Below are 13,479 nucleotides of genomic sequence, written 5' to 3' on the forward strand. Positions count from 1 at the left end.
CGAGGGGGCCACCCGCACGGGTGGCCCCCTCGGCCGTTCCTGTCCCTGCCGGCCGGCTCACTTCACACTGCCGCCGACCATCTTCCTGAGCGTGTCCCAGTTGACGGTTCCGGTGGGCGAAAGACCGACGGCCGACTGGTACTGCGCGATGTGCGCGGCGACTTGAGTGCTGTACTTGCTCGTCCTGTCCCGCTGCAGACGGAAGTGGTCGATTCCGTACTGGGCGTTGGTGCGCGCCGTGACCATGTCGTCGCCGTCGAAGCCGCGGTTGATGGCCCACCAGAAGGCCGCCATGAGCTGGGTGGTCTGCCAGGTCGTGGCGCCCTCCTTCACCGAGTCGGGCGTGATTCCCTGGGCCCACAGCGAGGTGAGGGTGGCCCGGCCGAGTTCGCCCCTCGTGTCGGTGTGGAAGATCGCGGCGGAGTTCTTCCCCCTGGTCTCGCCGTCCGAGACGACGAGGTCCTGGTAGCAGACGAGGGAGGCGCGGGTCCGCGCGTCGATCACTCCTCTGGTCCAACCCGGCTTGAGGGTGCAGGCGTTGCCGAGAGCGGCCAGCCGCTCCTGGGCGAACTCGACGACGATCTCCGGCGCGTCACCGGCCCGCCAAGGGGGTGCGTTCCGCACCGGGGCCGCCGGCGGGGCCGCGGTGGGCTGCTTGTTCCCACCGTCGCCTGTGTCCGGTGCGGGCGCGGTGCTCTCGCCTCCGTCCTGCACGGGCTGGGTCGATGTGCCCTGGGTGGGCAGGAGTTCGGTCGAGTCGTCGCCGCCTCCACCACCGTTTCCGCCGCCACCGCCCCCGCCGCCGCTTCCGTCGACGGGCGGCGGTGCCGCTCCGTCCGGGGCGGGCGGGGGGTCACCGGGCTTGTCGTCGCCGGCCGGCGGTCCTCCGGTCCCGTCGGGCGGCGGGGGCGCTTCGGGAAGCCTGTCCCCGCTGCCCTGCGGCGCGGGCCTGGGTGCGTTCGTCGACCGGATCTCCTTCGCCGCGCTGACGATCTTCGGGGAGAAGTTGAACCAGAGCACGACGAAGGCGATCACCGCGGTCAGCAGGAGTCCGCCCACCACGACGAGCCAGTTCCCGAGGACGGGGCGCTGGTCGAAGGTGGCGTCGAGGTCGAGGGCGGTGTCGTCGCCCGCCCGCCGTACGGACACGGTGAAGCGGTGCGATTCCTCGGCGCCGGTCCAGCGCACCGCCTGCGGCCGCACCACGAGTTCGCCGAAGGCGGCGCGGCCCGGGGCGATCTGCACGGCGTTGGGCCGTACGTCGAAGGTGAGGCGGTTCGCGTCGTCGCGTGCCACGAGCGACGCGGTCAGCGGAGTGTTGCCGAGGTTGTCCACGGCTATCCGGGAGCGGCCGCGGAAGCGGCCGAGGAGCGAGGGCGGCAGCAGCTCGGCGCGCGTCTCGGTGAAGGGAGTGAGGGTCAGCCGGCCCTCCAGCACGTCGCGGGAGCCGCTGTGCTCCCGGGGGTCGACGCGGATGCCGTACGCGACGGGTCCGGCCTCGACGTCGGACGAGCGGGGCGGCGCGAACGAGATCTCGGCGGTCCCCTCGCTGCCCGGGTAGAGGCGGAGGACGTCCGGCTCCACCCGGGACCAGCCCGAGGGTTTGCCGACGACCGAAAGCCGGTACTCCTCCACGGTGTCCCCGGTGTTGCGTACCCGCAGGCGGGCGGAGGTCCGGGCCCCTGGCTCGACGGTCACATCGGCCGGGTCCAGAGAGGTCCACATGGTCATGGGCGAAGGCTAGGGGGGCGGGCGGGGTCCGCGGCTGCCCGAAAGTCCCTGTTCGCGGGCAGGATCGCGTGCCCCCTCCGCCCCGCCCTCCGGCCCTTCGGACGCGGGACTTTCGGGCACGTGCTCCTGCCCTCGCGCCCGCCCGTTCGCTCCTCCCCGCGAGGACGCGCCTCAGGGCAGAGTCGGCGTTGACCCCACCAGCGAGGAGCAACCGACCGTGCCCACGTACCTGTCCCCCGGCGTCTACGTCGAGGAAGTCGCCAGCGGCTCCCGTCCCATCGAGGGCGTCGGGACCTCCGTCGCCGCGTTCGTCGGTCTTTCGCCCGTCGGGCCGCTCAACGAGCCGGTACTCGTCACCAACTGGTCGCAGTACGTGGCCGCCTTCGGCGACTTCACGGACGGCTACTACCTCGCCCACTCCGTCTACGGGTTCTTCAACAACGGCGGCACGGCGGCCTACGTCGTGCGCGTCGGCGGTGGGGACGCACTCGGGGCCACGCAGGCCATCGGGGCCACCGCGCCCGCCGAGCCGCAGCTCGTCGCCGGTGAGGCCGTCGGCCTCGGCGCGTTCCGGGTCGCGGCGGTCACCGCGGGCTCGGAGGCGGGCGGGGCGCTCACGGTCGAGGTGCAGGACGTCGAGGGCGACGCCGAGCGCTTCAAGCTCGTCGTCAAGGACGGCGAGAAGGTCGTCGAGTCCTTCGACGCCTCCGCGAAGAAGAGCGCCCGCAACTACGTGGTGGCGCAGGTCAAGCAGCGGTCCAAGACGATCGTCCTCGAAGAGGCCGCGGCCGGGGCGCAGCTCGTGAGGCCCGACGCGCAGGCCGTCACCCTCGCCCCGCCCGCGCAGGTTCCCGCCCCGGTCGCGGCGCGGACCGGCGCGGCCGCAGCGCTGGAGTCGGGGCAGTTCATCGGCGACTCCGCCGACCGTACCGGCTTCGGCGGCCTGGAGGCGTACGACGAGATCAACATGGTCGCCGTACCCGACCTGATGGCCGCCTACCAGCAGGGGCTCATCGACCTGGAGCAGGTCAAGGCCGTCCAGCTCGGTCTGATCGCGCACTGCGAGCTGATGGGCGACCGGATGGCGATCCTCGACCCGCCGCCCGCGCTCAACGCCCGCGACATCCGCACGTGGCGTCAGGAGACGGCCGGCTACGACTCGCGGTACGCGGCCCTCTACTACCCGTGGATCAAGTCGTTCGACCCGGCGACCGGCCAGACCCGTACGGTTCCGCCGTCGGGCCACATGGCCGGCGTGTGGGCCCGCAACGACTCCGAGCGCGGTGTCCACAAGGCCCCCGCCAACGAGATCGTGCGCGGCGCGGTCGACCTGGAGCTCCAGATCACGCGCGGTGAGCAGGACCTGCTCAACCCGATCGGCGTGAACTGCATCCGCGCGTTCCCTGGGCGCGGGATCCGGGTGTGGGGCGCGCGGACGCTGGCCTCCGACCCGGCCTGGCGCTACCTGAACGTCCGCCGGTACTTCAACTACCTCGAGGAATCCATCCTCGTGGGTACGCAGTGGGTCGTCTTCGAGCCCAACGACCAGTCCCTGTGGGCGCGGATCCGCCGCAACATCTCGGCGTTCCTCGTCAACGAGTGGCGTCAGGGAGCCCTGTTCGGCCAGCGGGCCGAGGACGCCTTCTACGTGAAGTGCGACGCCGAGACCAACCCCCCGGAGTCGGTGGACCTCGGGCGTGTGGTCTGCGAGATCGGCATCGCGCCCGTGAAGCCCGCCGAGTTCGTCGTCTTCCGCCTCGCGCAGTTCCAGGGCGGTGGCGGCGACCTGGAGGAGTAGGCCCCGGCCTCTCCTCCCCACGTCACCACCGCGTCCCTCCCTCACGTCAGCACCACCCGCCACACACGAACAGGAGTGATCCCGTATGTCCCTCGACACCGGCGACGCCCTCACCACCCATAATTTCGGCCTGCAGATCGACGGCGTCATGGTCGAGACCCTGCAGGAGATCAGCGGCCTCTCGATGGAGCAGGACGTCATCGAGTTCCAGCAGGTCTCGGCGGACGGCAAGCCGATGATCAAGAAGCTGCCCGGCGTGAAGAAGGCCGGCGAGTGCACGGTGACCCGTGGTGCGACGCAGTCCGCCGCCTTCACCGAGTGGATCGCCTCCTCCATCGCCGGCGACATGGGCGCGGCCCGCAAGGACGCGTCGATCATCTTCCTCGACTACCAGCTCAGCGAGGTGAAGCGCTACAACCTGCGCAACGCCTGGTGCACGAAGGTGGAGTTGAGCGCGACCAAGGCCGGCGACGCGGCGGCCCTGACCGAGCAGGTCACCATCACCTTCGAAGAGCTGACCCTCGGATAATGCGACGCGAAGGATCGGCGGGAACCCAGCAGCACCGCCAACAGGAGCCCCTCCGTACGGAGTTCGAGTTCGAGCTGCCGCGCGGGTTCGTCGACGAGGCGGGCACGGTGCACCGCAACGGGGCGATGCGGCTGGCCACGGCGCGGGACGAGCTGCTCCCGCTGCGTGACATCCGGGTCCGCGAGAACCCGGCGTACCTGTCCGTGGTGCTGCTCGGCCGGGTGATCACCCGGCTGGGCACGCTCCCGTCGGTCCACGACGGGACGGTGGAGAACATGTTCGCCTCCGACCTGGCGTTCCTCCAGGACTTCTACCGGCAGATCAACGCGGAGGGCCACACCAGGGCCGCCGTCGCCTGCCCCCACTGCGAGGAGTCCTTCGAGGTCGAGCTGGCCGGGAGCCGCCTGGGGGAATCGTGACGTACGCGGTCGACCGGATCGAGGAGGAGACCGCGTACCTCGCCTTCCACTTCCACTGGGGCATGGACGACATCCTCGACCTGGAGCACGCGGACCGGCGGAGATACGTGGCACAGGTGGCCTCGCTGGTGGAGCGGTCACAGGCCTGAGAGCGGGACAGGGAAGGGAGGTCGGAGAGGATGGGCATGTTCGGGAAGTGGCGGGCGCGGAAGTCGTCCGAGGCAGGGGCCGGTGCCTCCGCGGAGAGCGCGGCGCCGGTCGCCCCTGCGACGGCACCCGGCGACGCATGGCGAGCGCTGCCCCCGGTGCAGCGGATCGTCGACACTCCGCGCACGATCGCGGAGCACGGCTTCGCCACGTCTCTCGCGACCCACTGGAACCCCTCCTTCCAGACCGACCTCGGCCACGGCGCGGTGCCGGACGCGCCCGGCGGCCTGCTCCTCGACGCGGTGCGGCCCGTACGGCAGGAGGTGCCGCGCCCGGAGGGAACGGAGCCGCCCGAACTGCCGGGGCTGCGGCTTCCGGTGGCGGGAACGGCCTCTGCTCCGGGACCGGACGGTACCCCCGCTCCCCCGCCGGCCGTCCAGCGGGCGACCGCCCCTGCGGACGTACGGAGCGCGGGGCCGAGGCGTCACCCGGCACGAGGTCTCGACGCTTCCACTCCGGTACGTGAGGACAGCACGCCCCGCGCGACCGGACGTCCGGCCGCGTCAGGGTCACCCGCGCCTTCCCCTGCCGCCGCATCGTCGACCCGGGCGGTTCAGCGCGCCGCCGGGCCGGCCCCGGCGCCCGCGCCGTCGGCGCTCGCACCCGTCGGAGAGACCGCTGCGGACCCCCGTCCGAACGCGCCGACGGCCGGTGCCGCGCGCACGGCGCCCGTCCGGCCCGCGCCCGTCCGGCGCTCCCCGCTGGTCTCCGCGCGACCCTTGCAGCCACCCCGGCAGCTGGCCCCGGCCGGTGCCGCCCGGCCCGGCGGCACCGCGCCCGTCCAGCGGTCGGCAGCCCCTTCACGTGTGCCCGAGGCCGAGGGTGGCACCACCGCCCCGGCGGAGGCACCGTCGACCACCGCACCCGGGCCGTCGGCCCCCGTGCGGCCCCAGAACGTCCCGGGCTCCGCTCCCCCCGCGGGGCCCGGGACACCTTCCACGACGGTGGGCACGCCTCCCGCTCCGGTGCAGCGTCGTCCTCCCGTACGACGCTCACGCCGCGCCCCGGGCGCCGACTGGAACACAACGGCGTCGACCCCGGCGCCTGCGCCTGCGCCTGCGCCGAGCGAGGCACCCACGGCGCCTGCACCCCCGACGCCTCCGGCCTCCAAGGCCCCGAGCGCGAACCCGCCGGCCCGTACGACCCCGGCAGCACCCGTACGCCCGTCGACCGAAGCACCCCGCACGAAACCGGCCGCCCCTCCGACCCCGGCCACGCCGGCGCCGCCCTCCGTGCAGCGCGCCGCCACGCCCGCGCCCGCACGTCCCCCGGCCGAGCCGCCCCGTACGCACCCGAAGTCCGCCCGGACCCCTGCCGCTTCTGCACCACGAGCCACGGCCGACGCTCCGGCACCCCTTTCGGCAGAGGCGCCCCGCACGAGCCCGAAAGCCCCTGAGCTCCCTGCCACCCCGGTACTTCCCGTCGTGCGACGCGCCTCCGACAACGGACCCGTACGCCCCTCGGACGACGCACCGCGCACGAGCCCGGCGGCCCCTCCGGCTCCGCCCACGGCGACTCCTCCCTCCGAGCCGCGACGCCGGGCCGCCGTGCAGCGCTCCACCGCCGGAGCGCCCGTACCGCCGACGCCACGCGCACGCCCCTCGGCCGAGGCACCCCGCACGAACCCGGCAGCCTCTCCGGCCGCTCCGGCTCCCGCCACCCCGGCGCCCTCCGTCCGGCCCGGACTCGGGACGCCGACGCAGCGCTCCGTCCCCGACGCGCCCGCGCCGCATGCGCATCCCGCGCCGCGGCGGTCCCCGATCGGGGCGCCCATCACGCGCGCGTCCGCCGGACCGGAGGCCTCCCGCCCCGCCAAGGCAGCACCCGCGCCTGTCCAGCGAAGGGTGGCGTCCACGCCGTCCGTGCCGGGAACGCCGAGCGCGCACGCTCAGCCCACCGTGGGGCAGCCCGTCAGGCCGGCCACGCCGCCTCGCCCTGCCGACCCCGCTCCGCCGGCGACCCCCGCGCCGCCCACGGCCCCCGTGCCGGCTCCGGTTCCGGCCATACCCACAACTGCCGCAGCCGTGGCTCCCGTCGCGCAGCGCTCTCCGGCCTCGCCGATGCCCACCGCACCGGTCACGTCCGTCCCCCGGGTCACCGTCACCGACCTCCCCCGGGCCACGGCGCCCGCCACCGTGCAGCGCCGGTCCGCGCGACCGCTCGCCTCCACCCGACCGCTCGCCCCGAGCCTTCCCGAACCCGGAACCACCCCAGCGAGCATCCCTGCGAGCACCCCCGTCCGGCCCCGCACCACGGCCGTTCCCCTCCTCAGTCCTTCTCCCGCACCCTTTTCCGCACAAACCGGCACCACCGTGCCCGCGCCCGCCCCCGCCCGGCCCCGTCCCGTCGTCCCGATCGCCTCGCCTCCGTCGGCGCGGTCCGTCGCCCAGCCGGTGTCCGTCCAGCGCCGGAGCGCCCCGCCGACCGCCCCAGCGGTCACTTCCGTCACACCCGCCGCGGCACCGACTCCCCAGGCCGCCGTGCCCTGGCCCGCGCAGGCCCCACCGGCCCCCCGCGCCGCCACGGTCACCCGTACCGCCGCCCCCGCGACGCCCTCCGTGCAGCGCAGCGGCACCACCCCGGTCACCGCGCCCGCCACCGCATCACCCCCCGCCGACGCCGAATCTCCCACTCAGCTCGACGAGTTGGCCCGCCGGCTCGTCACCCCGCTCTCCCGGCTCCTGCGCGCCGAGCTCCGCGCCGACCGCGAGCGGGTGGGCCGTCTCCGCGACCACGGGCGCTGACCGTCACCGCTGGCGGACCACGCCCGGCCCCCGCCGCCCGACCCCGACCGACTACCCGAGAGACCCGCCACCATGCCCACGCAGCCGGATCCCGCATCCACCGTCTTCTTCAAGCTCACCATCGACGGACAGGACCTCGGCCTGTTCAACGGCTGCGACGGCCTCTCCTCCGAGGTGGAGGTGGAGCAGCGCCAGGAGGGCGGCGTCAACGGATTCGTCTGGCAGCTCCCCACGCGCGTCACCTTCTCCACCATCCGACTCACTCGCCCCTTGACCCCCGACACGGCCAAGGTGGCCGCCTGGATCTCGTCCCTGGCCACCGGCATCACCCGCCCGACGGCGCAGATCGCGGCGCTTCGCGCCGACGGGTCGATCGTCGCCCAGTGGGGGCTGGTCGAGGTGCTGCCGGTCCGCTGGACGGGGCCGACGCTCGACCCGGCGAGCCCGGCCGTCGCCACCGAGACCCTGGAGATCGCGCACCACGGGTTCACCGACGCGGGGGGCGCCTGAGATGGCCGGCATCCTGGGCGCCCTTGCCGCGCGCGGGCTCTCGCGCGCCTCGCTCGCCATCCATCAGCCGCCCACCGACCTCGGCGGCTCCATCGGCGGCAAGTTGGGCGAGGTGAAGTTCCAGTTCAACCCGGACCAGCTGCAGTTGAGCCGGTCGGCGAACTGGCACACCGAGCCGGCCGTCGCGTACACGCGGGGCGCACCGCCGAAGTTCACCGGCAGCCAGCCGGCCCAGCTGCAGGTGGAGGTCTTCCTCGACCGCTCCGACGACCCGACCTCCAACGACGTGCAGCAGCAGGTGGAACTGCTGCTGTCCTGCTGCGAGGTGACCCGGCAGAGCATCGCCGCGATGGCGCCGTCGCCACCGTGGGTGAAGTTCTCCTGGGGGTCGTTCTCGACGGTGCGGTTCGTCGCGTACGTCACCTCCGTCTCGGCGACCTACACCCTCTTCAGCCCCAGCGGCATTCCGATCCGCGCCACCTGTTCGCTCTCCCTCACCGAGATCTCCACCGCAACCAAGGGGCAGAACCCGACCTCGGGCGCGCTCTCGGCCCGTCGGGTGCACCGCACGGTCGCCGGGGACTCCCTGGCCTCCCTGGCCTGGCGGGAGTACGGCGACGCGACCCGCTGGCGGGTCATCGCCGACGCGAACGGCATCGACGACCCGATGCGGCTGCGCCCCGGCACGGAACTGCTGCTCCCGTCCACCACCGAAACGCCGGAGACCGAGGGCACCTCATGAGCGAGAAGACCTTCACCACCGTCCTGCACGTACAACTCGACGGCACGCCGCTCCCGGACCCGCTCGCGGTCCGTCTCACCGAGGGCTGGGTGGACGCCAGCGTCAACGTCCCCTCCGCCTTCCAGCTGACCTTCAGCGACAAGGACGGCACGCTCACCACGAAGTTCCCGTACCTGAAGGTCGGGGCCATGGCGGTGCTGTCGCCGTTCGCCGACGGGCGGCTCGGCGAGCCCATGCTCACCGGCGAGGTCACCGCCGTCGAGGTGGACACGGCACCCGGCCACGGCCGGTACCTGATCGTGCGCGGTTACGACCCCGGGCACCGTCTGCTGCGCAGCCGGCGTGTCGAGGGCTATCCGAACATGACGGCCTCCGACATCGTCCGGAAGCTCGCCGCGCTGAACCGGATCCCGCTCGGCAAGGTCGACGCCACGCCGACCGTGTACGAGCTGGCGACCCAGCCCAACATCACCGACTGGGACTTCCTGTCCCGGCTGGCGCGCGAGAACGACGTCAGGCTCTCCCTCGACCCGGCGGGCCGGCTCGTCTTCGCCGCTCTGCCCCCTGCCTCCGGCGCGCCTGCGGACACGACTCCGGCGGCGCAGAGCCCGTACGTCCTGGACTTCGGCTCCAACACCCTGCACAGCCGGGTCTCGGTCACGGCCGCCGGACAGGTCGGGAAGGTCGACGTGCGGGGCTGGGACCCCCGGACGAAGCAGGCGCTGGCCGCGCCGACGCCCGCCGTCGCGAGCCGGGACATCGTCTCCGACATCACTCCCGCACAGCTCGCCGCACCCTTCGGTCCGGCCGAACTCGCGGCGACCGGTACGCCGTTCACGACGCAGTCGGAGGTGGCGCAGGCCGCCGCCGCGCTCGCGGACGACGTCACCGGGTCGTTCGCGGAGGTCGAGGTCTCCGTCACGGGCAATCCCGCGCTGAAGCCGGGTCAGCCGGTGGCCGTGAAGGGTGCGGGCTTCCCCTTCGAGGGTCGCTACACCGCGACCGGTGTGCGTCATGTCTTCGCGTCGGGGCGGCAGTTCACGACCTGGCTGACCGTGTCCGGGCGGCAGTTCCGTTCGCTGTACGGGACGGCCTCCGGCGGCGGCGAACCGGCGCCGCCGATGCCGGGCGTGGCGGTGGCGCTGGTCACGAACACCAAGGACCCGCTGTCGCTCGGCCGGGTCAGACTGCGCTTCCCGTGGCTGTCGGCGACGTACGAGAGCGGCTGGTGCCGGGTGGCCCAGCTCGGCGGGCGCGGGGGCGGGGGTCTCGTCCTCCCCGAGGTGGACGACGAGGTGCTGTGCGCCTTCGACCGGGGGTCGTTGGAGCACCCCTACGTCCTGGCGGGGCTGTACAACGGCGTCGACCGGCACACCCCGGCCACGGATCGGGTGCCGCCGGTCGATCCGACGAGCGGGCGGGCCCAGTGGCGGGCTCTGACGTCCCGTACCGGTCACACGGTGGAGCTGCGCGAGGAGGTCGGCCGGACGCGTGCCTCGCACGGCATCCGGCTGCGTACGGCCAAGGGGGGACTGAGCGTCGAGCTCAACGAGGCGCGGACCACGCTGACCATCGACAGCGACGGCACGGTCACCATCTCGGGAGCGAGGGGCGTGACGGTCGAGTCGGGGACGGATCTGACGCTCTCCGCCAAGGGGCTGATCACCCTGGACGCGGGGCGCGGCGTGGACATCAAGGCCGGCCTGAAGTTCAAGGTCTCGGCGCTGACCCAGGTCGCCGTCAACAGCCCCCTCTTCAACACCTCGACCCTCCCGCTGCCCAACCCCGTCGCCGCGGCCGCGCCGCTGATCTGAGGAGGACCGTCCCTTGAGTGAGCACTTCGTCGGCGCCGGCTGGGCCTTCCCGCTGCGCACGGGTCCGAGTGGTTCCATCGCGCTCGTCCGGCGCGACCGAGAGATCGAGGAGTCGATGCGTCTGGTGCTGGCCACGGCGCCGGGCGAGCGGCCGATGCGGCCGGAATTCGGCTGTGCGGTCCATGAGTTGGTGTTCTCCCCGGTGAACGACGCGACGATGGGCCGGGTCCGGTACGAGGTGATGTCCTCGCTCGACCGCTGGGAGCCGCGCATCGAGGTGGAGGACGTCACGGTCGCTCCCGCGCCCACGGATCCGACCACGCTCCACATCGACGTCCGCTACCGGGTGCGCGGTGCCAACAACCCGCGCAATCTCGTCTTCCCGTTCTACGTCATCCCCTCCGAGGACTGAAAGAGCCACCCATGGCCCTGCCCGCACCCCATCTCGACGACCGCCGCTTCCAGCAGTTCGTCGACGACGCCAAGCGCTACATCCAGCAGGCGTGCCCCGAGTGGACCGACCACAACGTCTCGGACCCGGGCGTGACCCTGGTGGAGGCGGTCGCGCACATGGCGGACCAGCTCGTCTACCGGCTCAACCGGGTCCCGGAGAAGAACCACCTGGCTTTTCTGGACCTCCTCGGCGTGACGCTGTTCCCGCCCGCCGCAGCCCGCGCCGAGATCACCTTCCGGCTCTCCGCGCCGCAGCCCGAGCCGGTGCTGCTGCCCGCCGGTACGGAGGTCTCCACGGGCCGTACGGAGACGGAGGAGGCCGTCGTCTTCGCGACGAGCGCCGATCTGACCGTCGTGCCCTGCGCGTTGACGCACCTGCTGCGGCAGGAGGCCGGGGGGACGCCGGAGGACCGCTCGCAGGACCTCCGGGGCGGCGAGGACGTCCCTGCCTTCTCTCCTCTGCCGCGCGTCGGCGATCTGCTGCTCCTGGGGCTGTCGGCGGCCGTGCCGGACTGTGTGCTCGTCCTCGACCTGGACAGCCGGGTCGACGGCGTCGGCGTCGACCCGCGCCGCCCCCCGCTCGTGTGGGAGGCGTGGTCGGCGGCCGAGGGGTGGACGGAGTGCGAGGTCGACGAGGACTCCACGGGCGGGCTCAACCGGCCGGGCGAGGTGGTGCTGCACATGCCGTCGGGGCACGCGGTCTCCCGTCTCGGCGGGCACACGGCGGGCTGGGTGCGCTGCCGGGTCGTGGACCCGGCCGAGGGGCTGCCGTCCTACAGCGAGTCGCCGACCGTGCGGGCGGCGGGCGCGTTCACCATCGGCGGCACGGTCCGCGCGGCCCACGCCGAGACCGTGCGGAGCGAGCAGCTGGGCGAGTCCGAAGGCGTCCCCGGGCAGCGGGTGCGGCTGGCGCACGCGCCGGTCGTGGACCGGCCGCCGCTGCTCCTCCAGGTCGCGGAGCGGGCGGCGGGCGGCGGTGGCGGGGACGACGAGGACCCCGAGGGCGGCTGGGAGGAGTGGACCGTCGTCCGCGACTTCGCCTCCTCGCGCCCCGGAGACCGGCACTACACGCTGGACGCGACCACCGGCGAGATCGCCTTCGGGCCGTGCGTGCGCCAACCGGACGGCACGCTGCGGCAGTTCGGCGCGGTGCCGCCGAAGGGCGCGGCGATCCGCGCGGCCCGGTACGGCACCGGGGGCGGCCGGGCGGGCAATGTGGCCCGCTCCACGATCACCGTGCTCCGCAGCTCCATCCCGTACATCGCGCGGGTCGAGAACCGTGAGGCGGCGCGTGGCGGGGTCGACGGGGAGACGGTCGAGGAGGCCAAGGCCCGCGCGCCCATCACGCTGCGGGCCCAGGAGCGGGCCGTCACCGCCCGCGACTACGAGGAGCTGGCGCGGCGGGCGGCGCCCGAGGCGGCGCGGATCGCCTGCCTGGCGGCGGACGCGGCCGAGGCGGGCGAGAACGCGGTCCGGGTCCTGGTGGTCCCGCAGGCGGTGCCGGACCGCGGCGGCCGGCTGCGGTTCGAGCAGCTCGTGCCGGGCGACGAGCTGCTGTCGCGGGTCACCGGGTTCCTCGACGAGCGGCGCCCGCTGGGCACCCGGCTCGCCGTGGGCCCGCCGTTCTACCAGGGGGTGACGGTGGTGGCGACGCTGCACTCCTTCCGGGCGGCCGAGGCGGAGCGCGTACGGGCCGAGGCGCTGGACGTGCTGTACGCGTACCTGGACCCGCTGACGGGCGGAGCGCACGGCGAGGGCTGGCCGTTCGGCCGTCCGCTCCGCGCCGGTGAGGTCTTCGCGGCGCTCCAGCGGGTGCCGGGCGTGGAGCTGGTGGACGAGGTCCTGCTGCATCCGGCCGATCCGCTGACGGGCCGGCGGGGCGACACGACGGACCGGATCGAGCTGGCGCCGTCCGCGCTGCTGTTCCCGTTCGACCACCGCGTGCGTGTCATCGAGGCGCGGTGAGCGGATCCGCGCGGGGTACGGTCCCGGGGCTCGCGACCCCGTACCCGCTGGGGGCGGCGCTGCCCGCCGTGTACGCCGAGGACGACTTCGGGCAGCGGTTCGTGGCGGGCCTGGACGTGGTCCTCGCCCCGCTCTTCAACGTCCTGGACTCGCTGGAGGCGTACTTCTCGCCCGCGCTCGCCCCGGCCGACTTCGTGGACTACCTCGCGACCTGGGTCGGCGCCGAGCTGGACGGTACGGAGCCGCTTCCGCTGCGCCGTCACGCCGTCGCCTCGGCCGTGGCGCTGCACCGGGTCCGGGGCACCCGACAGGGTCTCGCGGCGGCGGTCCGGCTCGCGTTCGGCGTCCCGCCGGAGATCACCGAGAGCGGTGGGGCGAGCTGGTCGGCCCGCCCGCTCGGCCCGTTCCCCGGGGCGCCGGAGGCCGGGCTGCACGTCGCCCTCCGGGTCGCCGACCCGACCGCCGTGGACCCGCACCGACTGCGTGCGGTCGTGGGCGCGGCCCGCCCCGCGCACCTGCCGTTCACGGTCTCGGTGACCACTTCCCGTACTCCCGAAGGAGCTTGAC

At 73.9% G+C, this 13,479-nt stretch carries 12 protein-coding genes; 11 read left to right on the plus strand and 1 reads right to left on the minus strand.

Annotated features, from left to right (window positions below; translation table 11 throughout):
- Positions 1-57: 57 nt before the first annotated feature.
- A complete protein-coding gene (locus DEJ46_RS01925; RefSeq protein ID WP_150263848.1) occupies positions 58-1,731 on the minus strand; it encodes a hydrolase in 1,674 nt (557 codons plus the stop codon).
- 217 nt (positions 1,732-1,948) lie between these two features.
- Here DEJ46_RS01925 and DEJ46_RS01930 point away from each other — a divergent pair, with 217 nt between their 5' ends.
- The 11 genes from DEJ46_RS01930 (at position 1,949) to DEJ46_RS01975 (ending at position 13,478) form a co-directional block, all read left to right on the plus strand.
- Complete coding sequence (locus DEJ46_RS01930) at positions 1,949-3,529, plus strand: phage tail sheath subtilisin-like domain-containing protein (RefSeq protein ID WP_150263849.1); 1,581 nt, start codon at positions 1,949-1,951, stop codon at positions 3,527-3,529.
- Positions 3,530-3,614: 85 nt separating this feature from the next.
- On the plus strand, positions 3,615-4,058 hold the full coding sequence (locus DEJ46_RS01935; protein WP_024754772.1) for a phage tail protein: 444 nt from the start codon (positions 3,615-3,617) through the stop codon (positions 4,056-4,058).
- Positions 4,058-4,477, plus strand: coding sequence for a hypothetical protein (locus DEJ46_RS01940; protein WP_055639579.1), 420 nt, complete (start codon positions 4,058-4,060; stop codon positions 4,475-4,477). Before DEJ46_RS01935 ends, DEJ46_RS01940 begins: the two co-directional genes overlap by 1 nt.
- Positions 4,474-4,626, plus strand: a complete 153-nt coding sequence (locus tag DEJ46_RS38945) for a DUF6760 family protein (protein WP_017242135.1) — start codon at positions 4,474-4,476, stop codon at positions 4,624-4,626. The genes DEJ46_RS01940 and DEJ46_RS38945 overlap by 4 nt, the downstream gene beginning before the upstream one ends.
- Before the next feature lie 2,370 nt (positions 4,627-6,996).
- On the plus strand, positions 6,997-7,428 hold the full coding sequence (locus DEJ46_RS01945) for an extensin (protein WP_150263850.1): 432 nt from the start codon (positions 6,997-6,999) through the stop codon (positions 7,426-7,428).
- 72 nt (positions 7,429-7,500) lie between these two features.
- A complete protein-coding gene (locus DEJ46_RS01950) occupies positions 7,501-7,938 on the plus strand; it encodes a phage tail protein (RefSeq protein ID WP_150263851.1) in 438 nt (145 codons plus the stop codon).
- A gap of 1 nt (position 7,939) precedes the next feature.
- The gene (locus tag DEJ46_RS01955; protein WP_150263852.1) at positions 7,940-8,680 is read left to right on the plus strand and encodes a LysM peptidoglycan-binding domain-containing protein; all 741 of its coding nucleotides are present in this window, start codon (positions 7,940-7,942) and stop codon (positions 8,678-8,680) included.
- Positions 8,677-10,494 (plus strand): VgrG-related protein, encoded by a 1,818-nt coding sequence (locus DEJ46_RS01960; RefSeq protein ID WP_150263853.1) that lies wholly within the window; start codon positions 8,677-8,679, stop codon positions 10,492-10,494. Before DEJ46_RS01955 ends, DEJ46_RS01960 begins: the two co-directional genes overlap by 4 nt.
- Positions 10,495-10,507: 13 nt before the next feature.
- The gene (locus tag DEJ46_RS01965; RefSeq protein WP_150263854.1) at positions 10,508-10,906 is read left to right on the plus strand and encodes a GPW/gp25 family protein; all 399 of its coding nucleotides are present in this window, start codon (positions 10,508-10,510) and stop codon (positions 10,904-10,906) included.
- Between the two features lie 11 nt (positions 10,907-10,917).
- A complete protein-coding gene (locus tag DEJ46_RS01970; RefSeq protein WP_150263855.1) occupies positions 10,918-12,912 on the plus strand; it encodes a putative baseplate assembly protein in 1,995 nt (664 codons plus the stop codon).
- Entirely contained in the window at positions 12,909-13,478 is a 570-nt protein-coding gene (locus DEJ46_RS01975) for a phage tail protein (protein WP_150263856.1), read from the plus strand. The genes DEJ46_RS01970 and DEJ46_RS01975 overlap by 4 nt, the downstream gene beginning before the upstream one ends.
- Position 13,479: the final 1 nt, after the last annotated feature.

It is taken from the genome of Streptomyces venezuelae (assembly GCF_008642375.1).
Lineage (GTDB): Bacteria > Actinomycetota > Actinomycetes > Streptomycetales > Streptomycetaceae > Streptomyces > Streptomyces venezuelae_G.